Genomic DNA, 25,314 nt, shown 5'->3' on the forward strand with positions numbered 1-25,314 from the left:
CCATTCTTCCACATTGCGCTGGCCCGCTCCTGCGCCAGCGCGGCCTGCTTGCGCGGCGCATGCGTTTTGCCGGCCTAGCTTTTCGGATTGGTGTGTTCGCCGTAGTAGAACATTGCCGAGCGGGCTCTGTGAGTCAGGAAGGATCGGCAGTCTTCGTTTCCGATGCAGATCTTGGAGCGTTCCGTCGCGGCGCCAAGCAATACCTCCTTCGCCGCGCTGTCGGCCCGATCAAGGGCGACGGCGCGTGCGCGCTGGTCGGTGAGATCGTCATCGACCAGGAAATAGCGTTTTGAGAGCAAATGCGAAAGCATGAAATCGCTCAATGCCTCCTGTACCGATATCGACAAGCCAAACACTCTCTTCGGCATGTTTGCCGGATTGACGCCTCCCCAGTCATAGGTCCCACCCTCTCGGTTTCGACGTGGGTTGACGGTGAATTTTGACGACATGGTACCCACCGCCATCACATGAATACGGTCTGTCGGCTGCCCCATGGCCGACTGCGCTTCGTGGACCGCGAGCATGCCCGGCGCATTGGCGTACAGGCCGCCGTCAACATATTGATTGTTGTTGAACGTATATCGTGGAAAGTATGCGGGCGCCGCGCTAGTCGCCATGGCGACATCCACCAGCCGGCATTTATGATCTCGCTTGAAATCCGGATGATGCGGCGTCTTGAAGATCTGCGGCCTGCCCGTCGAGTAATTGATGACCGGTATGATCACCGGATGCCGGCATGCGCCGAGGACTTGATCGCCAAAGATCTTCTTGTCACAAAGCAGCGACTGCAAAGGCGCTGAAGAAAATGGTGCGCGCCAGATTCCCGCCAGAGACCAGCGCCGCTTGAAAATCAAGCCCCCATGACTGGCGAGAAGCTCAACAATGCGCTGCGCAGGGATTTCCATCGCAATGGCCAATGCCAGGATGCCACCGATCGATGTGCCCGTCACAAGATCGAACCGAGTGGCGATTGGCGCGCCAATCTCGTCTTCGAAGTCAGCTAGCAATTTGGCCGTGTAAAGGCCTCGGAAGCCTCCACCTGACAGCGCCAGGATCTGAAACCGTCCGGAGTCTGCGTTTGTCATTCGGGACCTCCTCGCCGGAACTTCGATGACACGTCCTTATCCCGTTGCTTCTCACTGTGCAGCAAGAAGCATGATAATCATTTGTCGAAGCCGTTGTCAGCATTCCGAGATGCAGCCGGACGCTGGCGCCGCGTATGCAGATGGGCAACGAGGGCATGCAAGCCCAGGCCCGCGGCGCAGCTCGATAGCGCTTGAGAGCGAAGCATAGCCGCGTCGGTCCGTGGCAAGCGAGAAATGCCCGTGTGCGTTTCGCGTCGCAAAAACCGTGCATGCGATGCCCCCTGGATGCCGGACCCTACGATAGGATCGCCTTTCCGGGCGCAATGACACAAGATCATACGTTATGCCTGCTATTCGAAGCACATCGACGGGCGATGAAATCGCAGCTGAAATCGGTGCCCGCCTGCGCTCCAAGCGCATAGAACGCAACATCACGATCGAGGACCTGGCCAAACGCGCCGGGATCGGCCGGACCGCTCTGGGCGACCTGGAGGCCGGACGGGATGTGCGCGTATCCACACTGGTAAAGGTGATGCGAGCACTGAGCATGATCGGCAGCCTGGACGCAGCCTTCCCGGATACCTTGCCATCAAGTGAAGCGCTGTCTGCGCGAGGCGAAGTCCGCAAGCGCGCCTACAAACCCAGGGAGCGATAGGCGCGCAAGTGCAACCGTTGCCAAAGCGGCTCTGGCGCCAACCCGAGGGATGGACACGACGGTCGTGCCGCCGGCGGCGACCCGCTTCATCGGCGGCGACACCGCGTGCCAGCACCAGGGCGCCCGAGCGCCACCGTGGCTGGACCCGGCCTGTTCTTCAGACGGATTGCCAGATTGCCGCATCAATGCCCGATACCATAACGGCCACGATAGCGATGACAATTAGCAACAAGATCAACTCAGCGAGTGTCACCAACAGGTATGCGCCACCGCCCGCTTCTAACCCGCCGATGCATCCGAACTGGCAATCAGCATGCAGCCGCACTCTGTTCCGTCGCCCTCGCAGGCGGCTTCACCGCCATCCAGCATCAGATCCGAGCTGGCCTCGATGATCTTGTTGATACCGTGAGGCCGGCCATCCGGGTACTTGGCCGGGCAGTCCACCAGGTCGCCCAAGCGCGCTATTGGCTCGCCGTCCAGCAAGTCGTTCTCTGAGCCGGTGATAACTACGCCGCCATGGGTGGTCTTGTCGCCCTTCTTGATGAGCTTCTTTGCCATAACATTTCCGCCTTCTGGTTATTCCGCCGTCTCACCACTGACCGCCTCGCGCGAAACGCGTGGCACAAAATGCCATGCGCCAGCCTCTGGATCGAATACGGCAATCTGGTTCATGTCGCGCACATCGATATCACTTCGGAAATCCTTTGCCGACCAACACATTTCTTTCACCGCGCGGTGGTATCGCTCTGCATCCCACATGCTCTGGCTGGCAACGGTCTCCTGCCACGCAAACAACCCCGCGCTCTCGAAGATGAGATCGACCTCTCGCCAAACGTCAAGACTGGTGCGCAGCGATACACTCTCCCCAACTGGGTAAGCATGCACAGCATCAGGAATGTTATATGCCTGCAACCCGCCGCGCGGTCCCATGATCAGATGCTCATCCTTCGCGCAAAAGCCGCAGATAACCTCCACACGCACAAAACCATCCGCGCGGGCTAGCCTGAGCCAACCCGGGTCAAGATGATCCAGCCGAACGTGGGTGTGCGTGCTTGACGACGCCTTGCCCCTGCGCGACGAGTGCAGCATGGCATCGAGCGGCGACAGGTAGGTCGTCAGCATGATTTCACCTTCCCATTGCATCGCCAGCAGGCGCGCATTTTCATTGCCGTTGGCCAACCGGTCCGAGACACGCACGCAATAAAGCGTAGGCGGCGTTGTGATGGTCGTCATGCCGTGGCCTCCGTCTGCTGCCGGATCAGGTCTTCCGCCTCCGCACGAGTCAGGGCGCCTTCGCGCCTGCGCTGCGGCTCCAGCTCCCACACCCGCGCCAGGTCTTCTCGCGATGGCTTGGCATCGGGTCCACCTGGTACGCCAATGTAATCGTCGGCATACGGTCGGGCGTAGGGATCGTTGGGCTCTGGCTTGCAAGCTGCCTCAATCTCCGGCGGCCACACCGGGTTGCTACACGTAACGAGCACGAGCCAGCGGGCGAAGGCGTCGAGCAGGGCGAAAGGCGCAAAAATGACGTCTGTCAAGTTCAAGAACAGCCCAGACGATTTCCCCCCTGCGCAAATCTTGTAGCCCTCCCAGAACGTTTCCCGTGCTGCCCAGAAACGATACGGCTCAGGCAGATTGGCGGGGCCGTCCTGCATGTAACGCCGGTAGTACTCCCATTGCTCGTAAGCTTGGTCGAGCGTGAAGACGAACTTGCCGAGCACGAAGGCCCGCACCACGTTGCCTTGCGCATCAAGTTGGTAGTGTCGGATGTCGTACATATCATAGGCGCGCGAGAGTCCGCCCATGCGCCGGTGACCGACACAGAAAAACTCGTCCTCGCTCCATGGCACCTCCCAGATGCCGCCGGGGCCTTTGGTACGGATGGCGTAGATGCGGCGCGTCTTGCGGTTCAGCCGAATCGGGCGGCGTTTCAGCGTGAACATGTTCCGCCGCATCGGATCGAAGGCCAGCAGGCCGAAGAAGCCGGCAGCGGACAAGGCTATCAACGCACCGATAATCGTGCCCGGCCAATATCCGCCCTTTGCCATCATTTCGGCGCTATCTCTGAACGGACTCGTTGCTGCGAGCACGCCAAGGAGAAGGAATAGACCGGTGAGTACTGAACAGATCAACCAAAGCATTCCCACGTTTTGTATCCGCATTTGCGATTCATCCGTGATCTCCAGGCAAGTCGAATCGATACGATATACGTTGCCGTACTCCACGGCTTCCTCAATGGCGGGACGGGTAATGGACAGTCGGTGTTCCAGCTCCCACTTCCCCAGCGGCTTTCCGGTCTGCCTAAAATAGAACGGCGTGCGCTCATCCTTGGTCGGGAATTTCATCGGCGATCCCTACCCGACATTCTTGAGGCTAAGTTGCGCGAACTCGTGCCTCCGGCTTGCCATAGGGCTCGCGGGCAAGCACCTTGTCGACGCAGCCGCGTGCCGCCTATTTGAGCGTGTAGTTGTCATCCAGCCCTCTTGCGCAGCAGCGCTTCAGCTTCGTCGCGCGTTAGTACCCCGTCACGCCGCCTTGCTTCGAGTTGGGCGAACATACGATCCCGGTCCGCCTCCGAAGGTTGGGCGTATGCACCACTAGCGAATCCAATGTAATCATCAGCGTAAGGGCGTGCGTAGGGATCGTTGGGTTCCGGCTCGCAGGCGGCCTCAATATCCGGTGGCCAGACGGGATCGCGACAGGTGGCAAGGATCAGCCAGCGGCAGATCGCATCGAGCAGGATGAATGGCGAGAATACGAGATCGGAAAATGTGGAAAGAACACCGGCGACATTGTCTTCCCGGCAAATCTTGACCCCTTCCCAGAAGCTCTCGTTCGGCGCCCAGAAACGGTGCGGTTCGGGCAACCCGGCAGGCCCTTCCTGCATGTAGCGGCGGTAGTATTCCCACTGGGCGCAGGCCTGCTCCAGCGTAAAAACGAACTGACCCAGGACGAAGGCGCGCATTACATTGCCATCTTCGTCGAGCTGGTAATGGCGAATGTCGTACATGTCATAGGCGCGCGTCAGGCCGCCCATGCGCCGGTGACCGATGCAGAAGAACTCCGTATTGCTCCAGGGCACTTCCCACATGCCATCGCGGTCCTTGGTGCGCATGGCATAGATGCGCCGGGTCTTCCGGTTCAGCCGGATGGGCCGCCGCTTCAGGGTGAACAGGTTGCGGCGCATCGGATCGAAGGCCAGCAGGCCGAAAAAGCCCGCGACGAAAATACAGAATATCGTGCCAAATATCACGCCGAACCAGTTGCCCTTTCGGGCCATGACTTCAGCGGACAAGTCATAGGGCGCTGTAGCAAACATCCCGGCCATTCCCAGAAACAGTATCGTCGCTACCGAGCAGATCATGCAGAGCATCCCGACATTCTGCATGCGCGTCTGCGATTCGTCAGTGATCTCCAGGCAAGTCGAATCAATGCGATAGACGTTGCCGCTTTCCAGCACGTCCTCGCTAGCAGGCTTGTCGATATACACGCGATGTTGCAACTCCCACGCCCCTAACGGCTTGCCCGTTTGTCGGAAGTAAAACGGCGTGCGCTCATCTTTGGTCGGAAATTTCATGGTGCGATCTCTATTTGCTGTCCTTGAGGCCCAATTGCACAAACGCCGCCGACTCTGCCTCCAGGCTGCTATAGCGTTCGCCGGCGGGCGCCTTGCCGAAGTGGCAGCGCGTCGCCCATTTGAGGGTGGCGGGATCATCGAGCACCAGGATGCCCACGTTCACGGCGAACAGCACTACGAGAAATGGCCAACTCGGGACACCAACCAGAAAAGCCAAGAGTTCTTCTGTTGCCAGAGGAATAACGGCTGCTGCGGTCCCAGAGCCTGCTGATACCGCATACAAAACTGCGAGAGTCATGTTTCCTTTGCTTTTTTCATCGTAGGCATGATAGGTATCCCACCCCACGCCCACCACCGCTCCAGCAAAGCCGATCCAGCGCCCTTTCACAGCCAATCGCTTCCCTGTCGAAACCCACTCCGCCTTTGGCTGCGAACGCATGATGCGCTGAACCAGTGGATGCGTAGGTGCCTTTTCCAACGCGACACCCGCCTGTTCGGCGACGATGCCGGCCATGGCCACCAGGCCGCCGATCAGCTTGGAGCCTTTTTCCCCCTCATCGAATTCGCCGGCGGCGCGGAAGGATTGCGTGGCGTGGTAGAGCGCCAGCCCTTGCAGGATGCAGGCGACCGCGCCAACGTTCACGAAACGGGAGCCCAGGACTGCCTTGACTTGTCGCACGCCGGGTACGTCGTTTTCCGTGCGCAGCCTGATTGCGCCAAGTTCCGCATTATTCGCCAGATCCCCGGTCCTGAACCAGACCAGGTTCGCGCTTTGCCTGAGCTTGCTGCTGGCCCGTCGCGCCCAGGCCGCAGCTTCCTCGCGGCGCTGGGTTCGGCCTAATTGCTTGTAGAGGGCTGGGTTGAAGGCCTCAAGATCCGCCAGCACCATAGCGCGGATCTGCGTGAAACTCGCGGTACGGGAAGCCAGCCGCACGCCACTGAACAGGCTCATTCCATACAAGGCCAACCGGGCGGAAGTCGAGCCCGCCTTGTTGGCCAGAGTTGGAATGATCTGATCAGCAAGTATCCACGTCAGGCGTGGCACCAGGCCCATCTTCGCCAGCGCTTCCGGTAGGGTGAGGCCCTGTGCCGTGACGTCCATCTTGTCGATGCCGCTTTTCAGGATACCGAAGATGGCCCCATATCCCTGGTCGGTCGGGTCCGGCACGGTGTCGATGATGGGCTTGTGGTCCAGCATCAGCGCACGCGCCAGCAGATTGCTGTGGTTCTCCGGATTCGCGTCATTGAACCAGCGCTGGACCACCCTGCGGCATTCCACGGTATCCAGCGCATTTTCCAGGCATCGGGTCAGCGACTCGTTGTAGACATAGCCATGCGGCAGCTCCAGCTTGTCATGGCGGTATTGCATGTAGGCGGCAAGCTGGAGGCTCACGAGCCATTGTGCGAGGGAAGCCGCGATAGGTGCGAGCACATTCTCGTTGAGTGCCTTGAGCCGTGGCGCCAGGTCCTGGTGGCGCTTGCCTGGCGCCAGTTCATCTTCATAAGGCTTCCAGGCGGCATCGCTGGCGGTCTTCAATCTCCCAAGGCGCGTGGCCTCCCGCGCGGCGTCTTCGCGCTTCCAGCGCTCGGCCGTCGCCTTGCCGTTGAACACAGCCTGAAAGAGCTCGTAAGTTGGAAATCCGTCTGGTGTGGTCGCCGTGCGCTCCGCCTCAGCAGCGGCCGCCTCGGCCTCCTTCGTGTGCTGCGCCTCCGCGTTGGCGCGAATGTTCTTTTCAAGCGTATTCAGGAACAGATCGGTTGCCTTGTCCCGGATGACGCCATTGTTGGCCTTCGGATGCAGCTTCGGATTGGTAAGTTTGCCCAGGTCCTCTGCAATGCCGAGCGGATCGTTGAAGGCCAGCATCATCGCGTCACCGGGCGAGGTGCGTTCCATGGCTTCGTTGAGGATGGCGCCAGGTGTGGCGCCGATCAGGTCCACCCGCTTCCCGGCACCTGTCCGCGGTGGAGCGCTCAGATATCGGAACGCCTCTTCGTAGGGCTGGGGTTGCATGGCAAATGTTGCAACGCTCTTGACCAGTTCTGTGGTGCGCGCCGCATGCGCCTGGCTATGGCTGCCCATCCATGCCTTCACATACAGAGACTGCATGTGCTTCTTGCGCAGGTCTGGCCGGTTCTTGTTGTCATCCAGTTGCGCCTGGGTCCACTGCACATGCGAGTAGGCATACCAGACGGTCGTCGCGTGCTTCGGGTCGGGAATCGTGAAGTACATCGACGTGTAGGCGTGACCGAAGCCCACGCTGCAAAAGAACTCGGTCGGCGTCCTGGGCGGCGCTGGGCGCTCGGGGATGATTTTCCACAGGTGCCCGCCATTCAGCACGAGATAGCAATCCCAATGTTGCAAGGCTTCGTGGAACACGTACAGAAAGCCCGGCCGCATGACACGCAGCGTGTACTGCGCACCGCCGCCAAGCTGGGCCGGCGCGTTCTCGATCTTGAAATTGCCAGACAAGGCGGGGGCGCCTTGCTTGCCCTCCGGGCCGACCACGGCATACCGCACCGGCAGAACTGCCAAGCCGGGCAGATGGTGGCAGAACGAACAACCCTTGACGGGCGGCGTAAATTGATCCGCAAAATACTTGGCGTTATCCATGGTGTGGCGTGCTTACGGTCTTCCTGGCGGTTTCCGCCATGATCGTCATGAGTTGCCAATCGTCGGAGGACAATTGGGCCAGCGCCTGGCGCAGGGTCATCTCGCCGCTGGCGACGACCGGCCACAATGCCTGCAATTTCGTGTGGTTCTCGAAGGGCTGACCAAGGGCAGCGGCATAGGTGGCGTAGTGCCGGCAGTCCAGGTCACTTGACACGTGCAATTCCGCGGCTGCAAATCGCAGCAGCCGGTCCACGTTGGGTGCCTGCGTAATGGATGGCTTGGCGTTGCCCGCCAGACGAAGCAACACTTGTTCGATATCGGTGGTCTGCATAACCGTCGGCCATTGGGTCGCATCCGGCCACCAGGGCCGGGGATCGGCACTATCTGGGTGTGCCTGTGATTGCGGCCTCTCGAGTTCGTACCAGCCGCCCGCCCAGACAAAGCTCCAAGTCTCGCACGGACCGAACAACGCTTGTAGTTGCGCCGGACGCAGCAGCCAGGCCATGTGCATGAAGACGCGCGGATCGTAGAAGCGCCAGAGGGCATGTCCCTCGGCGTGGTCGGTGCCGGTCAGGCACGCCGCCAAATGGCTGGCGACATCCTTCACGGCCGCTGGCCCTCGCAGCCACGCACAAACGACGGGCGGGTCGCCGCGCTGGACCGCTTGCCAGGTATGCAGCAGCAATGCGTGCCGCGCCTCGAGCCGGATCTGCGTTAGGTCCAGCAGCAACGGCATGAGGTGCGCGTTGTCGCCGATCCCGGCCGGCAGGCACTCCTGCAAGGGCAGTTCCGACAGGTCCAGCGTCGCCGGATCGTGGTTCAGCAAGTCCAGCACCAGTACGCCTGACTCCCAGATGCGCGGCCAAGGCTTCGCGACCAGATGGTCGGTCGTGTATTTCGCCATGTCCGCCTCTTAATGAAGCGGCACGGTGCCCGCACCGCTGGCGGCCGCTCCCGCTGCGAGGTGGGCGCAAATCTTCGTGGTAGGCATCGCATAGGACGCCGACTTCGGCCCGGTCAACAGCTTGCTGCCCGCGTACACGGCCCATTTGCTGTCCGTCAGGTTCTCGATGCCCTCCGGCGTGATACGGATTTCGCTGCTTCCCACGTTCAGGCGAATGCCTTTCTTGCCGCTGATCTCGACCCAATCGGTGGTGGACAGGATGCGCAGCACCTTCTGTGCGATCAGATCCAGGCCGTCCGATTGCGCCTGCACCTCGACCGGGCCCCTGGCGGCGAATAGCTTGATGCCATCCTGCTGCACGAACAGCGAGAAGCGGTCTGTCGCTGTCGCGTAGATCCCGCCACCGGTCGAGAACGACAGGTGCTGGCCGCTGGTGAGCGCGATGTGTTCGCCGCTGGCAATATGCGTGCTACCCGGCGCGGAGGTCAGGATGCCGGCCTGGCTGGCGACGGTGATATGGGGCTCGCGGAACTCGGCCAGCTTTCCGCCGCCCTTGACGGCATCGGCCTGCTGGTGCAGGGCCTTGGCAACCTCTTGCTGCTGGCCAGTTTGTGCCTGGCCGTTGACCGCGCTCTTTGCTAGCGAGTCAGCCAGCGTCAGCGCCTCCTGCATGAGCCCGATCACGTCCTCGACGCTCATCATGCCGCCCTCGGCCTTGTCGCGGCGGTAGGTGGTGAGCAACAGGCCCAAGGCCGCGCGCAAGGCAGCATGACCGTCCGTGCGCGCTTCCATTCCCTCGCCGCGCTTGTCCTGCCGCCCGGTGTTGTCAGGTATCCCGGTGAGATACCCCATGCTGATTTGGGAGGTCAGGTGGTCCGATGAAAGCTGCGCCTGAATCTGCCCCTTGGTGTCATCGAGCACGAGGTGGTTGCTGCGCGAGCCATCATGCTCGCGGCTGCGGATGCCGGTCAGTGCCTGTTGATCTGGCAGTCGCCACGGCGGCATGTTCGAACTATTGGCAATGGCCGCTGTGATGATCGGCTTGTCGGGATCGCCGCCGTCCAGGAACGACACCAGTACCTCAGAGCCAATGCGCGGAATGCTGATCTGCCCATGCTGCGAACCGGCCCACGGCGTGGCGACCCGCATCCAGCAGGCCATCTTGTTGAAGCGGTCCCACGGGAACTGCACGCGCACGCGGCCATAGACATCGACATGCGTGACGTGTCCCTCTGGACCGACGACGGTCGCGCTTTGGGGGCCGCTGACGACCGGCCACGGAATGCTCAAATCGGGCCGGTAAATCTCCTGCGTCGGATGGCATTCGAACTCCACGCGACAGTGCCAGCGCTGGCCTTCCCCGGAGGCTTGCGCGATATCCTCCAGCTTGAGCGTCGCGTCGAGAATCACATACTCGCGGTTGGCCGCCTGCTGGGGGTGACCCTTGATGACCGTAGTACAGCCCGGTATCACCGAGCGCAAATTGCCTGCGCCGAAACAACGCAGCCCCTTTGAGCGGATCGCTTCCATGCGGATGCGCGCGATCATGTCGCCTTCGTCCCACGGGCGGTTGTCGGTGCCAGGCTGGGCGTGCTCGCTCGGGAAGTCGTAGACCTCCTGATGCAGGTCTGTGGTGTTCCAACCGGTCTCGCGCGGGTCCGAACTGCTGGCGCTCAGGTCGCCGAGCGGCTGCGTGAAGCTGTAGGCGCTGGTGGTGTACTTGCCTGCGACCACGGCGTCCACCACGGTGAAGCTGTCCAGGTATTCTTCGTCAATCTTGACGCCGGGCGGGTGGATTTCGAGTGTTTGATAGGCTTCGCTCGGGTTGCGGTAGTAGCCCCCCGGCATGTCGGCCAGAATCAAGCGGTGTTTGCACTCTGAATGCTCGAAGAACCACGAGATCCCCCAGTGCTGCATGAGACGGGCAATGAAAATGTAGTCGCTTTCGTCGCATTGGGTGCGATAGGTGCGTCTGGGATATTTCGCCACGTCCAGCCTGCGCTCGACGGGGAAAGAATAGGCCGACAGCACCTCCTCGATGACCTCGATGTCGGTCTTGTTCTCAAAAATGCGGCTGTTCCTGTTCTGCGAAGCAATCCACAGCCAGGGACGCAACGTCAGCCCATAGACGAAGTGCCGCCCCTCTGCGCGCAAGTACCTCGCCCTATCCACGATGCCACTGATCTCGCGCGTCCCTGCACCAACGCCGCCCGCCATGCCGGTGCCCATGCCATCCAGTTCGATGTGCACGGTCAACTCGCGTCCGTTCATCTGGCGCAGATCGAAGTTGCCTTCGGGACCGCGAAAGTTGTAGTCCTTGTCGGCGGTCTTGAGTTCGATCTCATATTCGAACAGGTCGCAAAGGGCTTCCTTGCCCTCCATGCGCACAAAGGTGAAGGGGGACTGTCCAAGAATCTCCGGCAAGGCGGGGCCAGAGACAGTAACAGTACGAGCGGAAAACGGCAGGTTGTCGCGGATACCCATGCGAGTGGCCTCCTGAGATGAGGATTACCGCAGGGCACCCGTGATACGCGCGAAGCACCTTCTGCGGAGCAGAAAGCGATGTTATCTGCAAAAAATGCGTCACGATCGTCAAATATTGCCATATTTGGCGATATAGGTACATTTTCAGATAAATCTCAGTCATCATGCGTCACATTTGACTCACGCCAGTCGTGGCGATGGGGCGTGGCCCAGTGTTGGCGCATCCAAGCGCTCCTCATAGCGAATCGTCTTCTTTGGATTGCAATTCCTGCAGGGGCCGCAGCGAGCACGAAGCGCGTCGAGCCGATCCACCGCCTGTTGAATGACAAGGGTACGCGCGCCGATGCTCGCGTTGGCCAGCGCCCAGAGGCAGCCGACGGCCTTTGCGGCTGGCAGCCTTCCCTGGTGCTTTCGCGCCCCAATACGGCTCAGGGCTTCTTTGGCCGTACTGCGTTCGCCGTACCCTGGATGACAGCCTGAATCTTCGCCACGTCCCGCGCAGTCAGCTTGCCGGTGAGATCCGGCACGCCCTGCTGTACGAAGGGACCGTTGAACGCGATCTTGCCCAGGTTCTCGATCAGGCCGGACCCGGCGTAAGCCAGATTGGGGAGTTCGCCGCCTTGTCCACCCCCGGCACACCATGGTTGGCCACGCAGGCCGGATCCACGTCAGGCAGCAAAAACGCAGCTCAGCGCCTAGTCTTTTCTTGTGGTAGCAGCCAGGAGAGCGCAATGAACGAAGAAACCTTCAACCTCAGCATCCGCAAGTTCCTCAAGGTCGTCGGCGTGAGCTCGCAGCGGGAAATCGAGCTGGCGGTGTCCAAGGCGATCGCCGCCGGCACCATCACCGGAACCGAACGCTTCCCGGTCGTGGTCACGCTGGAGCTGGCCGCCTTGCAGGTCAAGGTCCGGTTCGACGGCGAGATTCAGCTCGAGTGACGCCACTTGCCAATGCACTGGCGCCCTATGGCGTATTGCGAGGGTGGCCTGGCGCCACCATGCAGATCGCGGTCAATGCCGATGCTACGGCTGGAGAACCTCACGGCGTTTGCAGCGACACCCCGTACTGCGCGAAGATCTGCTGCAGCTCGCCGCTGCGGCGGATCGCGTCCAGCGCGTTCTGCAGTGACTCGGCGAGCTCGCTCTCGTCGGCCTTGACCGCCATGCCGATGGCCCAGCCGCGCGCGGGCAGCAGCGGCGAAGCAACGTCCACGGCGGCGAAACGCGCGCCAGACTGGCCGGCCGCCTTGAGCGCGCTTTCGTATTGCGAGCGCGTGACCATTGCCGCGGCAATCTCGCCGGCAAACAGCGCGCGCAGCGTTTCGTCTGGCCCGGGATAGATCTTCACCTTGTCGCGCAGCGCGCCCTGCGCCCCGGACAACAGGGCATTGGCACCGGCGGAGCCGGCTTCCGCGCCGGTAGGCTGCCCGGCCAGATCCCCTAGCTGCCGGACCTCGGAGACGCGCTCACGGTCGTGTACCAGCACGAACATCTCGCGGTGATAGGGCGCAAAGATCAGCGCCTTGTCGTTCGCACGCATGAACGCACGGTCCACCGGCACATGCAGCATCACGTCCGCCGGGCCATAGCCCAGGTAATGGCCACGCCAGACCATGTTGCGCAGGTCGTCGGACATGTTCTCGTCGCCATCGAACGGCAGCAGCGACACCGCCAGCCCCATCTGCTTGCTCAGGGCCTTCGCCAGCGCCACGTCGATGCCCGGCAACGGGTTGCCCGCGGCCGTGGAGAATGGCGGCAGGCTCTTATAGACGGCCACCTTCAAGGTCCCGCTCTGGCGGATCTTGGCCATATCGGCCAGCGACGGTTGGGCGCAGGCGAGCGCGGCAACCGCCAGCAGTGCGCCGGCCAGGCGACGCAGGCCAGCCTGGACTGGCATGGAGGGTGCGAGGCCGCGAAAAGAGCTGGCGCGCATGGGAGGTCTCCTGTTTTTTTGATCGTTGTGGTTGTGAATCCGGGGGGTACGGGAAGCCGGCGAAGCGCGGGCAGCCCCGCCTCCCCTTACTCGTGGCGCGATTCGAGGTAAGTCTTGATGGACCAGACGGCTTCCTGGCTCAGCACGCCCTCGAACGGCGGCATGTAGACCCGGCCGTCGCGCGTACGCCCCTTGCGCACGGTGGCGGTGAAGTATTGCGAGACCTCGCCCATGCATTCCTGCTTTTTCTTCGCGTTGGCCAGCGCCGTGCAATCGCCATCCAGCTTGCGCAGATCCGGCGCGATGCCGCCGGACACCGCTTCCAGCCCATGGCAGCGCGCGCAGTTCTGGTTGTAGGCCGAGGAGCCGATACGCAGTGCTTCCTGCTGCGCATCGCCGGCCCTGTATGGATTATCCGGACGCCATTCTTCGCCGAGTTGCGGTAGTGTCTTGGTGTCCACAGCTTGCGGCGTGACGTCGCCATGAGCCGATGCGGCTTGGGGCAGCGCTCCGGCCAGGAGCGTGCAGATGGCAATCAGGGCAAGTGTGCGGCGTGGTGTTTTCATCAGTGTCACCTCCAGTTGTTGAACGTGTTTTGAAGGTGACTTCCGCAAAAGCCGTACCAAGCGCAAAGTGGGCCAAAAACCGGGCCGGGCCCCGGCAAATGGTTAGCGTGCGACACAGCATGCCAAGACCAGTGCCCTGGAATGCAACACCCTGGCAAGCGTTTTGCTTCATGACGCAACACTTCCGGGCCATGTCGATCACGCCAGGACCCGGAGCGACCCGCGCACAGATCGCGGGCGACTTCCACAGGAGACAGAAAAATGACATTCCAAGCGGCCGCTGGCCCGCATGTGCCCGGCGCCTCGCCGGCGGTAACGGGCAACCCGGCGGAGGGCAACCCGGCGGAGGGCGACCGGCCCGGCCTGATCGCCCAGGCCCACCAGCGCTCCGAATCCTATGGCTTGCGGCCCTATGAATCGCCGGACTTCTGCCCGGTGCTCCAGAACGAGCTGAAAACCCAGATAGAGCGCAGCCAGTCGCTGTTTACCTACGCGCTGCCGGTCATGGAGACACTCTATGACCAGATCGTCAACACGCAGAGCATGGTGATCCTGACGGACGCTGCCGGCCTGATCCTGCACTCGCTGGGCGATGACGATTTCCTGGCCAAGGCCAGCAAGGTGGCCTTGCAGCCCGGCGCCCTGTGGTCCGAGGAAAGCCGGGGCACCAACGCCATCGGCACCGCGCTGGCCGAGAACAAGGCCACGCTGGTCCACGGCGCGGAGCATTTCCTGGAGGCCAACCGCTTCCTCACGTGCTCGTGCATGCCCATCCTCGATGCCTACGGCAAGACCGTCGGCGCGCTCGACGTAACGGGTGACCAGCGCGGGTTCCACAAGCACACCATGGCGCTGGTGCGGATGTCGGCGCAAATGATCGAGAACCAGCTGTTCGCCAACGCCTTCCAGGACATGGTGTGTGTGCGCTTTCACTCGCGCGCGGAGTTTATCGGCACCCTGGTCGAGGGCATCGCCTCCTTTACGCCGGGCGGACGCTTCCTGTCGGCCAACCGCAGCGCGCAGTTCCAGCTTGGGATGTCGGTCGGCGCCTTGCACGCGCACACCTTCTCCTCGCTGTTCGGCCTGTCGCTGTCGCAGCTGTTCGACGCCGAGCGCAAGGCCCAGGGGGGCGTCGTGCACTTGCCGCTGCCAAGCGGCGTCAAGGTCAGCGCCCGCATCGAGTGGAAAGCGCCCGCCGCTTCCGTGCCGGCCGTGGCCATCGACCGTGGCGGCGCGCAAGCGGACTGCAGGCCTGAAGCCACCTCCCTGCCCCACCGCGCGGCCACGCAGCCGGCCCAGCCCGGGCTGGACGACCTGGACACCGGCGATGCCCAGATCAAAAGCGTCATCACCAAGCTGCGCAAGGTGATCGGCAAGGATATTCCCGTCATGGTGCTGGGGGAAACCGGCACCGGCAAGGAACTGCTGGCCCGCGCCATCCACGCCGACAGCCCTCGCCATGGCGGGCCCTTCATCGCCGTCAACTGCGCCTCGATACCCGAGACGCTGATCGAATCCGAGCTGTTCGGCTACGAAGAAGGCGCCTTCACCGGCGCGCGCAAGAAGGGCGGCATCGGCAAGATGCTGCTGGCCAATGGCGGCACCCTCTTCCTCGACGAAATCGGCGATATGCCGTTGCACCTGCAGGCGCGCATGCTGCGGGCGCTGCAGGAGCGCGCGGTCACGCCGCTGGGCAGCAGCAAGGTGATCCATGTCGACGTGTCCGTGATCTGCGCCACCAATCGCAATATGCGGGAACAGGTGGCCAATGGCATGTTCCGGGAAGACCTTTACTACCGCCTGAACGGCCTCGTGGTGCGGCTGCCGGCATTGCGCGAGCGCTGCGACCTCGATGTGGTGGCCAACAAGCTGTTGCGCGAGGGCCAGGCCAGCGGGGGACCGCGCATCAAGGATTCGGTCATGGAGATGTTCCGCAGCTATCACTGGCCGGGCAATATCCGCCAGCTCGGCAACCTGCTGCGCACCGCGCGGCTGATGGCCGAAGGCGAGGCGGAGATCACCGAGGACCACCTGCCCGACGATTTCCTGGAAGACCGGCTGGCACGCCAGGCCACCCATCCCGCGCACGGCGCCACGGTGGCGGCAGACGCCGCGCCGGACGGCGAGCGCGCCGCGCAGGCCGCACCCCGTGCCCAGCCCACCCGCCTGGCCGACGTCGAGGTGCTGGCCATCGTCGCCGCGGTCAAGGCGCACCACGGCAATATTTCCGCGGCGGCCAAGGCGCTCGGCATCTCGCGCAATACGGTCTACCGGAAGCTGGACGAGGCCAACGCGCTGCCGCAGCAAGATGGCTGAGACGGCAGCCGTGCGCGCCGGCTGGCGCTCAGGCCAGCGGCTCGCCGTTCATCCACAGGTCTTCCAGCTCGCGCCAGGCGTGCTGCACGTTCAAGGGATGGCGCGAAGCGAAATTGCGCCAATGGCGGTACGGCTCGGCGGCGGCCGGGCTGAGCACGCGCGCCGCATCGCCGCCCGCTTCCAGTGCGGCGGCAACGCCGCCGGCCAACGCGTCCAGGTAGGCCAGCGTGGGCGCCAGCGTTTGCGCCGGCGTGCCCGGTGCGGTGCCCACCACGATATCGGCGGGTAGCGCGGACACGGCGCGCAGCGCGCGCCGCCAGCCTTGTAGGGAAGCCTCCTGCATCTCCGGAACGCGGTCGCGGTAGGCCAGGCCGCCCACGCATAATAGCCGCCGCCGCGGCGCATACAGCACAGTATCCGAAGCGCTATGGGCCCCCGCGTGGACCTGCACCTCCCATGCGGTGGCGCCGGTCTGCAGGCGATCGCCATGGCGCAAGCCGGGTTCAGGCAACACGATCTGCGTGCCGCGCATCGCGGCTGGCCCCAGTTGCGCGGCCAGCCGGGCCAGGCACGCCTCGCAGCGCTGGCGCATCAGGCTAGCGGTGGCGGCAGAGGCCAGGAACGCGGGGCGCGGCTGCAAGCGCGCGAACGCCGCGTTGGCCAGCACGTTCTCGGGATGCGCATGGGTGTTGACCACCCAGCGCACCGGCTCGGGCGTCACCGCCCGGATCGCCGCCAGCAGCCCCTTCCCCCAGGCCAGATGCGGGCCCGGGTCGACCACCAGCACCCCGGCTCCGGTCACATGGACCAGGGTCGGCACCACCTCCCCGGCATTGGCCCGCGCCACCTCGGCATTGGCTGCGCTGGCCACATACACACCAGGCTGCAACCTCGCCAGCACCACGCGGCCCGATGCGGCAGCCGGTCCGGCGCCGCCGAGCGCCATCGCCAGCAGGGCGCCCATGAATCCGCGCCGGGCGGGATCCGTCACCGCTGCCCGCCCGCTGCGCGGATGGCTGTCCGCAGGGCCTCGGCCATGGCACCGGCAGGCAAGTGTCCGCCTGGCACCCAGACCAGCCGCGCCTGGGGCATGACCGCCTGCAAGCGCAAGGCATTGGCCGGCCGGCAGACCGCATCGGCACGGCCATGCAGCAAGGTCACCGGCACGTTCCGCGCGCCGATCCGCGCCGCCGCCTTCAGCAGCGCCGGCTTGCCCAGCCCGGCGCGGCGGCGCAGGTAATGCGCCTGGACCCGGTATTTGTCCACCGCCGCCATGCGCTCGCGCCACGGCTTGCGCACCGGCTGCATCCGGCCAAGACCCAGCATCCGCCGTTCGGTGCGCTGCCACTGTCCGGCAGTGTCCAGTTTTTGAACAGGCGTACCACTTTGCAACACTTGTGACACAGTGAGCAGGCGGGCCCGGGCGTCGGACGACCGCTCGCCCCTAGTCATGACGCGCCGCAACACCGCGCCGCCGCGCGGAGAAAAAAGCCGATGGATATCGTCGCGGCCAGTCAGGAAAGCGCCCCGCAGCACCAGGGCCGCCACCGCGTCGGGATAGCGCGCGGCATAGGCCAGCGCCAGCGCGGCTCCCCAGGACCCGCCCACCACGCTCCAGCGCTGGACGCCAAGCGCTTCGCGCAGCTGCTCCAGGTCTGCCAGCAGCGCGCCCACCGTATTGCGCCGCAGCGTGCCAGCGGGGCGCGAACGGCCCGCGCCACGCTGGTCGGGCATCACCACGCGGTGCCGCAACGGATCGAACCACGCCCCCATCGACGGGCTGCAGCCGCTGCCCGGCCCGCCGTGCAGCACCAGCCATGGATCACCCGAGGCCGGGCCAGCCTGTCGCACATGCATGCGGTGGCCATCCCGCATGCGGAGAAAAGAACAATGGGACGGCGGCGGCGCTGCGGGCATGGATGTTGCCTCGGAAAGAACGCGGCGATATCCGCCGCAAGACCACACGATGCATTCACTAACTATGCCACCCCCGAGGAGGAGACATGAACTGGACCACCCCCGCCTACAAAGAACTACGCCTGGGTTTCGAGATCACGATGTACATCGCCAACCGCTGAGCCCCTTTGCCTGAACGCGCCAACCTGGCAAGGCCCGCTCCCCGCGGGCCTTTTTTCTCGCTGGCGGGCTTTTTGCTCTTCGACTCCGTCACGAACCCTATCGATACGCGCCATGACAATACTCCGGGTCCTGGGATCGGCCGCAGGCGGCGGCTTTCCCCAGTGGAACTGCAATTGCCGCCAATGCGATGGCGTACGCAACGGCACGCTGCGCGCCACGCCACGCACGCAGTCGTCGATCGCCTTGAGCGACGCAGGACAGGACTGGGTGCTGGTCAACGCCTCCCCCGACATCCTCGAGCAGCTGCGCCAGTCGCCAGCGCTGCAGCCGGCGCGCCGGCCGCGCGACACCGGCATTGCCGGGGTGGTGCTGATGGACGCCCAGATCGATCACGTGACCGGCCTCCTGATGTTGCGCGAGCATCGGCAAGCGCTGCCGGTCTACGCCACCGCGGCGGTACTGCAGGATCTCGGTACGGCGTTCCCGCTGACACGCATGCTGTCGCACTACTGCGGGCTGGACACGCACACGCTGGCCCTGGACGACGCGCCCTTCACGGTGCCACCGCTCCATAGCGTGATGCTGACGGCGGTGCCGCTGGAGAGCAAGGCGCCGCCCTACTCCCCCAACCGCAACGCGCCACAGCGTGGCGACAATATCGGCCTGCGCATCGTCGATGCCGCCACCGGCCGGCGCGCCTTCTATGCGCCCGGGCTGGGCCGCATCGAACCGCGCGTGCTCGACGAACTGCAGCGCGCCGACGTGGTGCTGGTGGACGGCACCTGCTGGCGCGACGACGAGATGCAGCAGCTTGGCTTTTCCGCCAAGACCGCCGCGGACATGGGGCATCTCGCGCTGTCCGGCCCGGGCGGCATGATCGAGACGCTCGACCGCCTGCCCGCGGCACGCAAGATCCTGATCCACATCAACAACACCAACCCGATCCTGGTGGACGACTCGCCGCAGCGCGGCCTGCTGGCGGACCACGGCATCGAGGTGGCCTACGACGGCATGGAAATCACGCTATGACACAAGCCACGGCCTGGAGCCCCGCCGAATTCGAAGCGCGCCTGCGCGCGAAAGAGACCGGCTATCACATCCACCACCCGTTCAACCTGCGCATGGCGGCCGGGCAATGCACGCCGGCGCAGATTCGCGCGTGGGTGGCCAACCGCTTCTACTACCAGACCAGCATCCCGCTCAAGGACGCTGCCGTCCTCTCCAACTGCACCGACCGCGCCACGCGCCGCGAGTGGGTCGTGCGCATCCTGGACCATGACGGCACAGACACCCAGGAAGGCGGCATCGAAGCCTGGTTGCGGCTGGGCCAGGCGGTGGGACTCACGCGGGACGCGCTGTGGTCGCACCAGTACGTGCTGCCCGGCGTGCGCTTCGCCGTTGACGCCTATGTGACCTTCGCGCGACGCGCGCCCTGGCAGGAGGCCGTGTGTTCCTCGCTGACCGAGATGTTCGCCCCGGAAATCCACAAGGAGCGCCTGGCCGGCTGGCCCGGGCACTATCCGTGGATCGAAGCGCAAGGCCTGGATTATTTCCGCTCACGCATTCCGCTTGCGCAGCGCGACGTCGATCACGGCCTGCGCGTGACGCTTGGCTACTTCCGCACGCCGGAGCAGCAGCAGCGCGCGCTGGACATACTTCAATTCAAGCTCGACATCCTGTGGTCGATGCTCGACGCCATCCAACTCGCCCACCCATGACCCCGACCGAAGCCGACCTGACCAAGCCGACGCTGCACCGGACCTTTCGCCTGCAGTGGGAAGACGCCCAGCAGAGCTGGATCCTGCTCTATCCGGAAGGCATGGTCACGCTCAACGACAGCGCGGCTGCCATCTTGCAGCGCTGCGATGGCAGCCACACCCTCGACATGCTGATCGACGACCTGCAGTCCGCCTTCGGCGTGCAGGGCATCGCACCGGAGGTACACGCCTTTGTCAAACATGCCATCGAACGCGGCTGGCTGGTCTGAGCCACCAGTGCCACCAGCAGCCATGGCGCCGCCCGGGCCGCCGCTATGGCTGCTGGCGGAACTGACCTACCGCTGCCCGCTCCATTGCGCTTTCTGCTCCAACCCGGTGGACTATGCCCGGCATGATGCCGAGCTCGACACCGCCCAGTGGTGCGACGTTTTCACCCAGGCGCGCGCGCTGGGCGCCGTGCAACTGGGCCTGTCGGGTGGCGAACCCCTGCTGCGCAAAGACCTGGAAACACTGGTCGAACATGCCCACGGGCTGGGGTTCTACACCAACCTCATCACCTCCGGCATCGGCCTCACGGATGCGCGGCTGGCCGCCTTGCGCGTCGCCGGGCTCGACCATATCCAGCTATCGTTCCAGGACTCCACGCGCGAACTCAACGATTTTCTCTCCAGTACCCGCACTTTCAATCTGAAGCAACGCGTGGCGCGCCTGATCAAGGCGCACGGTTATCCGATGGTGATGAACTGCGTGCTGCACCGGCATAACCTGCCCCATGTCGGCGCCATCATCGAGATGGCGCTGGAGATGGGCGCCGAGTACCTGGAACTGGCCAACACCCAATACTACGGATGGGCCTGGGAAAACCGGCAGGCGCTGATGCCCACGCATGAGCAGCTGCGCGAGGCCGAAGCGGTCGTGAACGCATACCGCGCACGCATCGGCAACCGGTGCAAGATTTTGTTCGTGGTGCCCGATTACTTCGAGCAACGGCCCAAGAAATGCATGAACGGCTGGGGCACCACCTTCCTCGGCGTGGCGCCCGACGGCGTCGCGCTGCCCTGCCACGCGGCCCGCATGCTGCCCGGGCTCGACCTGCCGAATGTCACCACGCAATCGCTGCGCGAAATATGGCGCGACAGCGACGCCTTCCAGCGTTTTCGCGGCACGCACTGGCTGCCGGAGCCTTGCCGATCCTGCGATTCGCAGGCGGAAGACCATGGCGGGTGCCGCTGCCAGGCGTTCCTGCTGACCGGCGATGCCGCCGCCACGGATCCGGTTTGCGATCGGTCGGGAGAACATGGGAAGGTCATGGAGATCGTGCTACAGGGCAGGCTGGCCGAGGTGCAGGCGCGCGGGCGGGAGCACGGGATGGTCTTCCGCAGCGACGGGAATTCGCTCAGGCTAAGCAGCGAAGCGGACTGCGCTGGTGGCGAGAAACGGAAGTAAAGAGAAGGTTCGTCCGACATGCGTGTGGGTCGATTTATCGCTGAGCTAAATCCAGCGCCGCCGTAGCTCCCTGTAGTGGTCTAATTTCCTCAGACAGGTCGATAGGTGGAAAATCACGATCGACGAGGAAAGCAGATGACAAAGCAACGCCGTAATTTTGATGCCAGCTTCAAGCTGGAAGTGGTCCGAATGGTCCGGGAGCAGGCCCTTTCGGTTACCGAGGTATGCCACACGATGGGGATTGGCGAGACGGCGCTCAGGCGCTGGCTCGCCCAGTATGACCTGGAGCTGGCTGGCGGCCAGGGCACTGGCAAGCCGCTCACGCCCGAGCAGCTGCGGATCCGGCAGTTGGAAGAGGAGAATCGCCGCCTGAAGGAGGACAACCTGATCCTAAAAAAGGCATCGGCCTTCTTCGCCCGGGAACTGAAGTGATTTATCGCGTCGTGACCGCGTTGCAGAAGGAGGCCATTTCGATCAGCCGTGCCTGTCGGGTGTTGAGCGTGAGCCGTGCAGGCTATTACGCACACCGGCAGAGGGGGCCAGGCGACATGGCGCGTGCCAGGCAAGAAGTCCATGTGCGAGCGGCCTTCGAGGGCAGTGGGCGCAGCTACGGCAGCCGTCGAGTGGCGCAGGCGGTGAGCGCACAGGGCGTGAAGATCGGTCGCTACAGGGCGCGCGCGCTGATGCGCAAGGCGGGCCTGCGCCCGGTCTGGCAGCGCAAGTTCGTAGCCACCACGAACAGCCGGCATGACCGCCCGGTAGCGCCCAACGTGCTGAATCGGCAGTTCAGGCCGGCGCAGCCCAATCAGGCATGGGTGTCGGACATGACGTATATCCGCACGGTCGAAGGCTGGCTGTATCTGGCGGTCGTGCTGGACTTGTATTCGCGCAAGGTGGTGGGGTGGGCGATGGCGCCGACGATGCCGGCCTCGCTGATCGTCAATGCGCTGCAGATGGCGATCCAGCAGCGCAATCCGGCGCCTGGGCTGATCGTGCATTCGGATCGGGGCAGCCAGTATGCCAGCGAGGAGTATCGGGGCTTGCTGGCGCGCCACGGACTGGTTTGCAGCATGAGCCGCTTGGGCGACTGCTGGGACAACGCTGTCATGGAGCGCTTCTTCCTGAATCTGAAGATGGAGCGCGTATGGCAGAAGCGCTACGTCGACCGGGCCGAGGCCCGGCGCGACATCACGCAGTACATCGTTGGCTTCTACAACCCGGTGCGATTGCACTCGACGCTGGGTTATGAGTCGCCGCAGAAATACGAGGACAAGCTAAAGCACCAGACAACCTAAACACCTGTCTGAAAAAACTTGACCACCACACCCCTCTCCCGCATGGCGGGAGAGGGGTTGGGGGAGAGGGCGGGCCTGCGCAGGAGCGAGGCGCATCACCTTGAGCGAGCGCCCGCCCTCTCCCCCGGCCCCTCTCCCATTTCATGGGAGAGGGGAGAAAAACAGCGTTTTGCTTCCCGCCACTCGCACTCGCACTCGCACTCGCACTCGCATGCAGTAGCCACACGAAATTCCGAAGCACCAAAAAAATAGGAAACAAAAAATCAAAGACGTTTCACACCGTGCCTGGGCAGCCATGCGGGCCGATGTGAAACGCCTTTTGCGAATCCTTCCTGCGTATCCGGTTTTTTATCCGACCGTCAGGTCCGACACCGGTCTCTTCCAATGCTCATCTAGTGCTCATCTAGTGCTCACCCGATACTCAGGACCCAATCCGCCAGCTTCCTGGCATCCGCCTCGCTGAGATTGTCGTGTGGCGGCATGGGTATCCGTCCCCAAACGCCTTTTCCGCCCTCGCGGATCTTTTTCGCGAGCCGCTCGGGTGCTTCCCCGTCGCCCTTGTACTTGCCCGCCACCTCGGCAAAGCCTGGCCCGACTACCTTGGTCTTCATGCCGTGACAAGAAAAGCAGCCGCTCTTGTCAGCCAGCGCCTGCATGTCGGGCGCCGCTTCGACCCGGGCGGCACACAGCACCAGCGCCACCATCGCGACCGTGGCCGTCAACGGCAGGTATCCTTTCGCCTTCTGCATATCTACATCCCAATGCTCTGATCATCGACCCGCCCTTGCGCGTGCCGGCGCCGGTGTGCGATGCCGGCACGCGCAGGACAGTTGCGCTACATGGTGTCCGGCAACGTTCAGCTCTTGTGCAGCTTGAACACCCACACCGATCCGCCCTGCTCCAGGAAATTCACGCGCTTGGCGACTTCCCCGCCCCACAGCGGCACGGCGCCGCCCCAGCCCGACACCACCGCCACATACTGCTCGCCGCCCTCCTCCCAGGTAACCGGCGGCGCCACCACGCCGCTGCCCGTCTGGAACTTCCACAGTTCCTTGCCGGTCTTGGCGTCCGCGGCCTTCAGGTAGCCCTCCGGCGTGCCCCAGAACACCAGCCCGCCGGCAGTGGTCATCACCCCGCCCCACAGCGGCGCGTAGTTCTTGACTTCCCACTCGATCTTGCCGGTCTTGGGGTTGATCGCGCGCAGCGAGCCGATGTAGTCCTCGTTGAGCGGATGGATGGTGAAGCCGGCGCCGAGGAAGGCGGCGCCCTTCTTGTAGCCCACGGGTTCGTTCCAGATATCCATGCCCCATTCATTGGCCGGCACATAGAACAGGCCGGTCTGCGGGCTGTAGGCCATCGGCTGCTGGTTCTTGCCGCCGAGGAAGCCCGGCGCGGCGAACACGGACTGGCCCTTCTTCGGATCGCTGCCCGCCGCCGGGTCGCCCGGCCGGCTTTCCGCGATCATGTTGGGGCGTCCGGTCTTGAGGTCGATGCTGCTGGCCCAGGTGATCTTCTTGACGAAGGGGAAGGCGTTCACCAGCTTGCCGCTGGTGGCGTCGTTGACGTAGAAGAAGCCATTGCGGTCGGCCTTGCCGCCCAGGCGCTTGCCGTCCTGGTCGAAGGTCACGAACTCATTGACGCCGTCAAAGTCCCAGCCATCGTTCGGGGTGTTCTGGTAGTGCCAGACAATCTTGCCGGTGGCGGGGTCGAGCGCAACGGTCGAGGCCGAATACAGGTTGTCGCCCTTGCGCATGTGGCTGTTCCACGGCCCCGGGTTGCCGGTGCCGAAGTAGGCAAGGCCGGTCTGCGGATCGTAGGTGCCGCCGAGCCAGGTGGCCGCGCCGCCCGTCTTCCAGGTCTCGCCGGGCCAGCTGGCGTTCTGGGTGCCGGTCACGCCGTTCTCGGTCTTGTTGCCGTCCTTGTCATACTTGTAGCCCATATGGCCTTCCACCACGGGCCTGGACCACACCATCTGCCCGGTCTTGGCGTCGCGTGCCTCGACCCGGCCCACCACGCCGAACTCGCCGCCTGAGACGCCGGTCAGCACCATGCCTTTGACGATCAGGGGGGCCGCCGTGTAGGAGTATCCGGCAGCATAGTCTTCGATCTTCTCCTTCCACACCACCTTGCCGGTCTTCTGGTCCAGCGCCACCAGTTGCGCGTCGAGCGTGCCGAAGATCACCAGGTTGTCGTACAGGGCCGCGCCACGGTTGACCACGTCGCAGCAGGGCATGATGCCTTCGGGCAGGCGGTGCTCATATTTCCACAGCTTGGCGCCTGTCTTCAGGTCGAGCGCGTAGATGCGCGAATAGGAGGCGGTCACGAACATCTTGCCGTCGTGGATCAAGGGCTGCGCTTCCTGCCCGCGCTGCTTCTCGCCGCCAAACGAGAACGACCAGGCCGGCACCAGCTGGCTGATGTTCTTGGTGTTGATGCGGTTCAGCGTGGAAAAGCGCTGGCCTTGCGGGCCCATCCCCCACGACAGCACGTCGCCCGGCGACTTCGCGTCGTTCTCGATCATGGCATCGGTCACCGCGGCCTGCGCCACCAGGCTCGCGGTAGTTGCCGCGAGCACCATCATCACGCGTAACGTCCTCATTGTCTGCTCCTCTCTCTTGTTGTCGATCTTCGCCGGTGTGCCACACA

General features: G+C 63.8%; 23 protein-coding genes and 1 pseudogene. 9 read left to right on the forward strand and 15 right to left on the reverse strand.

Features of this window, described 5'->3' with window-relative positions:
* Window positions 1–74 precede the first annotated feature (74 nt).
* Entirely contained in the window at window positions 75–1,085 is a 1,011-nt protein-coding gene (locus ACX12D_RS10080) for a CBASS cGAMP-activated phospholipase (RefSeq protein ID WP_459371009.1), read from the reverse strand.
* Window positions 1,086–1,428: 343 nt separating this feature from the next.
* Here ACX12D_RS10080 and ACX12D_RS10085 point away from each other — a divergent pair, with 343 nt between their 5' ends.
* On the forward strand, window positions 1,429–1,740 hold the full coding sequence (locus ACX12D_RS10085; RefSeq protein WP_459371011.1) for a helix-turn-helix domain-containing protein: 312 nt from the start codon (window positions 1,429–1,431) through the stop codon (window positions 1,738–1,740).
* A 279-nt stretch (window positions 1,741–2,019) separates the two neighbouring features.
* On the opposite strand, the gene ACX12D_RS10090 is transcribed toward ACX12D_RS10085, so the two are convergent.
* The 8 genes and pseudogenes from ACX12D_RS10090 to ACX12D_RS10125 form a co-directional block, all read right to left on the reverse strand.
* Window positions 2,020–2,298 carry a PAAR domain-containing protein gene (locus tag ACX12D_RS10090; protein ID WP_459371012.1) on the reverse strand — a complete coding sequence of 93 codons (279 nt, stop codon included), beginning with the start codon at window positions 2,296–2,298 and terminating at the stop codon, window positions 2,020–2,022.
* Between the two features lie 18 nt (window positions 2,299–2,316).
* On the reverse strand, window positions 2,317–2,973 hold the full coding sequence (locus ACX12D_RS10095; protein ID WP_459371013.1) for a hypothetical protein: 657 nt from the start codon (window positions 2,971–2,973) through the stop codon (window positions 2,317–2,319).
* Complete coding sequence (locus ACX12D_RS10100; protein ID WP_459371014.1) at window positions 2,970–4,085, reverse strand: DUF6708 domain-containing protein; 1,116 nt, start codon at window positions 4,083–4,085, stop codon at window positions 2,970–2,972. Before ACX12D_RS10100 ends, ACX12D_RS10095 begins: the two co-directional genes overlap by 4 nt.
* A 125-nt stretch (window positions 4,086–4,210) precedes the next feature.
* On the reverse strand, window positions 4,211–5,317 hold the full coding sequence (locus ACX12D_RS10105) for a DUF6708 domain-containing protein (RefSeq protein WP_459371015.1): 1,107 nt from the start codon (window positions 5,315–5,317) through the stop codon (window positions 4,211–4,213).
* Between the two features lie 10 nt (window positions 5,318–5,327).
* The gene (locus ACX12D_RS10110; protein WP_459371016.1) at window positions 5,328–7,928 is read right to left on the reverse strand and encodes a T6SS effector BTH_I2691 family protein; all 2,601 of its coding nucleotides are present in this window, start codon (window positions 7,926–7,928) and stop codon (window positions 5,328–5,330) included.
* Window positions 7,921–8,832 (reverse strand): DUF4123 domain-containing protein, encoded by a 912-nt coding sequence (locus ACX12D_RS10115; protein ID WP_459371017.1) that lies wholly within the window; start codon window positions 8,830–8,832, stop codon window positions 7,921–7,923. Before ACX12D_RS10115 ends, ACX12D_RS10110 begins: the two co-directional genes overlap by 8 nt.
* 9 nt (window positions 8,833–8,841) lie before the next feature.
* Entirely contained in the window at window positions 8,842–11,316 is a 2,475-nt protein-coding gene (locus ACX12D_RS10120; RefSeq protein WP_459371018.1) for a type VI secretion system Vgr family protein, read from the reverse strand.
* Window positions 11,317–11,744: 428 nt separating this feature from the next.
* A pseudogene (locus ACX12D_RS10125) lies at window positions 11,745–11,971 on the reverse strand (PQQ-dependent dehydrogenase, methanol/ethanol family); the annotation flags it as partial.
* A 76-nt stretch (window positions 11,972–12,047) separates the two neighbouring features.
* Here ACX12D_RS10125 and ACX12D_RS10130 point away from each other — a divergent pair.
* A complete protein-coding gene (locus ACX12D_RS10130; protein WP_183031173.1) occupies window positions 12,048–12,254 on the forward strand; it encodes a DUF6494 family protein in 207 nt (68 codons plus the stop codon).
* Between the two features lie 100 nt (window positions 12,255–12,354).
* Here ACX12D_RS10130 and ACX12D_RS10135 read toward each other — a convergent pair whose 3' ends face one another.
* Together ACX12D_RS10135 and pedF are read right to left on the reverse strand one after the other, a co-directional pair.
* A complete protein-coding gene (locus ACX12D_RS10135; protein ID WP_459371019.1) occupies window positions 12,355–13,248 on the reverse strand; it encodes a substrate-binding periplasmic protein in 894 nt (297 codons plus the stop codon).
* Between the two features lie 86 nt (window positions 13,249–13,334).
* Window positions 13,335–13,814, reverse strand: coding sequence for a cytochrome c-550 PedF (pedF, locus tag ACX12D_RS10140; RefSeq protein ID WP_459371020.1), 480 nt, complete (start codon window positions 13,812–13,814; stop codon window positions 13,335–13,337).
* A gap of 261 nt (window positions 13,815–14,075) precedes the next feature.
* On the opposite strand from pedF, the gene ACX12D_RS10145 reads away from it, so the two are divergent.
* Window positions 14,076–16,130 carry a sigma-54-dependent Fis family transcriptional regulator gene (locus tag ACX12D_RS10145; RefSeq protein ID WP_459371021.1) on the forward strand — a complete coding sequence of 685 codons (2,055 nt, stop codon included), beginning with the start codon at window positions 14,076–14,078 and terminating at the stop codon, window positions 16,128–16,130.
* 28 nt (window positions 16,131–16,158) lie between these two features.
* Here ACX12D_RS10145 and ACX12D_RS10150 read toward each other — a convergent pair whose 3' ends face one another.
* Together ACX12D_RS10150 and ACX12D_RS10155 are read right to left on the reverse strand one after the other, a co-directional pair.
* On the reverse strand, window positions 16,159–17,094 hold the full coding sequence (locus ACX12D_RS10150; protein WP_459371022.1) for an MBL fold metallo-hydrolase: 936 nt from the start codon (window positions 17,092–17,094) through the stop codon (window positions 16,159–16,161).
* A gap of 23 nt (window positions 17,095–17,117) precedes the next feature.
* A complete protein-coding gene (locus ACX12D_RS10155) occupies window positions 17,118–18,047 on the reverse strand; it encodes an alpha/beta fold hydrolase (RefSeq protein ID WP_459371023.1) in 930 nt (309 codons plus the stop codon).
* Window positions 18,048–18,133: 86 nt separating this feature from the next.
* Between ACX12D_RS10155 and pqqA the strand changes: the two genes are divergently transcribed.
* From pqqA to ACX12D_RS10185, 6 genes are all read left to right on the forward strand, one after another.
* Window positions 18,134–18,208: a pyrroloquinoline quinone precursor peptide PqqA gene (pqqA, locus tag ACX12D_RS10160; protein ID WP_006161450.1), complete on the forward strand. Its 75-nt coding sequence runs from the start codon at window positions 18,134–18,136 to the stop codon at window positions 18,206–18,208.
* A 112-nt stretch (window positions 18,209–18,320) separates the two neighbouring features.
* Window positions 18,321–19,238 (forward strand): pyrroloquinoline quinone biosynthesis protein PqqB, encoded by a 918-nt coding sequence (gene pqqB, locus ACX12D_RS10165; RefSeq protein ID WP_459371024.1) that lies wholly within the window; start codon window positions 18,321–18,323, stop codon window positions 19,236–19,238.
* A complete protein-coding gene (pqqC, locus tag ACX12D_RS10170) occupies window positions 19,235–19,927 on the forward strand; it encodes a pyrroloquinoline-quinone synthase PqqC (protein WP_459371025.1) in 693 nt (230 codons plus the stop codon). Before pqqB ends, pqqC begins: the two co-directional genes overlap by 4 nt.
* Window positions 19,924–20,196, forward strand: a complete 273-nt coding sequence (gene pqqD / locus ACX12D_RS10175; protein WP_035862268.1) for a pyrroloquinoline quinone biosynthesis peptide chaperone PqqD — start codon at window positions 19,924–19,926, stop codon at window positions 20,194–20,196. The genes pqqC and pqqD overlap by 4 nt, the downstream gene beginning before the upstream one ends.
* The gene (gene pqqE / locus ACX12D_RS10180; protein WP_459371026.1) at window positions 20,168–21,373 is read left to right on the forward strand and encodes a pyrroloquinoline quinone biosynthesis protein PqqE; all 1,206 of its coding nucleotides are present in this window, start codon (window positions 20,168–20,170) and stop codon (window positions 21,371–21,373) included. Before pqqD ends, pqqE begins: the two co-directional genes overlap by 29 nt.
* Before the next feature lie 135 nt (window positions 21,374–21,508).
* A protein-coding gene (locus ACX12D_RS10185; protein WP_459371027.1) for an IS3 family transposase occupies window positions 21,509–22,668 on the forward strand; the annotation gives its coding sequence in 2 pieces (ribosomal slippage) (window positions 21,509–21,776 and window positions 21,776–22,668; 1,161 coding nt in all).
* A 410-nt stretch (window positions 22,669–23,078) separates the two neighbouring features.
* On the opposite strand, the gene ACX12D_RS10190 is transcribed toward ACX12D_RS10185, so the two are convergent.
* Together ACX12D_RS10190 and ACX12D_RS10195 are read right to left on the reverse strand one after the other, a co-directional pair.
* Entirely contained in the window at window positions 23,079–23,372 is a 294-nt protein-coding gene (locus tag ACX12D_RS10190) for a c-type cytochrome (protein WP_459373992.1), read from the reverse strand.
* Between the two features lie 152 nt (window positions 23,373–23,524).
* The gene (locus tag ACX12D_RS10195; RefSeq protein WP_416048735.1) at window positions 23,525–25,267 is read right to left on the reverse strand and encodes a PQQ-dependent methanol/ethanol family dehydrogenase; all 1,743 of its coding nucleotides are present in this window, start codon (window positions 25,265–25,267) and stop codon (window positions 23,525–23,527) included.
* Window positions 25,268–25,314 lie beyond the last annotated feature (47 nt).

The organism is Cupriavidus sp. PET2-C1 (genome assembly GCF_054515855.1).

Excerpts from the sequence above, each read along its gene's own strand:
- ACX12D_RS10150 (WP_459371022.1), bottom strand. The coding sequence starts at position 17,094 with ATGGGCGCCCTGCTGGCGATGGCGCTCGGCGGCGCCGGACCGGCTGCC.
- pedF (WP_459371020.1), bottom strand. The coding sequence starts at position 13,814 with ATGAAAACACCACGCCGCACACTTGCCCTGATTGCCATCTGCACGCTC.
- ACX12D_RS10195 (WP_416048735.1), bottom strand. The coding sequence starts at position 25,267 with ATGAGGACGTTACGCGTGATGATGGTGCTCGCGGCAACTACCGCGAGC.
- ACX12D_RS10190 (WP_459373992.1), bottom strand. The coding sequence starts at position 23,372 with ATGGTGGCGCTGGTGCTGTGTGCCGCCCGGGTCGAAGCGGCGCCCGAC.
- ACX12D_RS10080 (WP_459371009.1), bottom strand. The coding sequence starts at position 1,085 with ATGACAAACGCAGACTCCGGACGGTTTCAGATCCTGGCGCTGTCAGGT.
- ACX12D_RS10135 (WP_459371019.1), bottom strand. The coding sequence starts at position 13,248 with ATGCGCGCCAGCTCTTTTCGCGGCCTCGCACCCTCCATGCCAGTCCAG.
- ACX12D_RS10105 (WP_459371015.1), bottom strand. The coding sequence starts at position 5,317 with ATGAAATTTCCGACCAAAGATGAGCGCACGCCGTTTTACTTCCGACAA.
- ACX12D_RS10095 (WP_459371013.1), bottom strand. The coding sequence starts at position 2,973 with ATGACGACCATCACAACGCCGCCTACGCTTTATTGCGTGCGTGTCTCG.
- ACX12D_RS10115 (WP_459371017.1), bottom strand. The coding sequence starts at position 8,832 with ATGGCGAAATACACGACCGACCATCTGGTCGCGAAGCCTTGGCCGCGC.
- pqqC (WP_459371025.1), top strand. The coding sequence starts at position 19,235 with ATGACACAAGCCACGGCCTGGAGCCCCGCCGAATTCGAAGCGCGCCTG.
- pqqB (WP_459371024.1), top strand. The coding sequence starts at position 18,321 with ATGACAATACTCCGGGTCCTGGGATCGGCCGCAGGCGGCGGCTTTCCC.
- ACX12D_RS10120 (WP_459371018.1), bottom strand. The coding sequence starts at position 11,316 with ATGGGTATCCGCGACAACCTGCCGTTTTCCGCTCGTACTGTTACTGTC.
- ACX12D_RS10155 (WP_459371023.1), bottom strand. The coding sequence starts at position 18,047 with ATGCCCGCAGCGCCGCCGCCGTCCCATTGTTCTTTTCTCCGCATGCGG.
- ACX12D_RS10085 (WP_459371011.1), top strand. The coding sequence starts at position 1,429 with ATGCCTGCTATTCGAAGCACATCGACGGGCGATGAAATCGCAGCTGAA.
- ACX12D_RS10100 (WP_459371014.1), bottom strand. The coding sequence starts at position 4,085 with ATGAAATTCCCGACCAAGGATGAGCGCACGCCGTTCTATTTTAGGCAG.
- ACX12D_RS10130 (WP_183031173.1), top strand. The coding sequence starts at position 12,048 with ATGAACGAAGAAACCTTCAACCTCAGCATCCGCAAGTTCCTCAAGGTC.
- ACX12D_RS10110 (WP_459371016.1), bottom strand. The coding sequence starts at position 7,928 with ATGGATAACGCCAAGTATTTTGCGGATCAATTTACGCCGCCCGTCAAG.
- pqqD (WP_035862268.1), top strand. The coding sequence starts at position 19,924 with ATGACCCCGACCGAAGCCGACCTGACCAAGCCGACGCTGCACCGGACC.
- ACX12D_RS10090 (WP_459371012.1), bottom strand. The coding sequence starts at position 2,298 with ATGGCAAAGAAGCTCATCAAGAAGGGCGACAAGACCACCCATGGCGGC.
- ACX12D_RS10145 (WP_459371021.1), top strand. The coding sequence starts at position 14,076 with ATGACATTCCAAGCGGCCGCTGGCCCGCATGTGCCCGGCGCCTCGCCG.
- pqqE (WP_459371026.1), top strand. The coding sequence starts at position 20,168 with ATGCCATCGAACGCGGCTGGCTGGTCTGAGCCACCAGTGCCACCAGCA.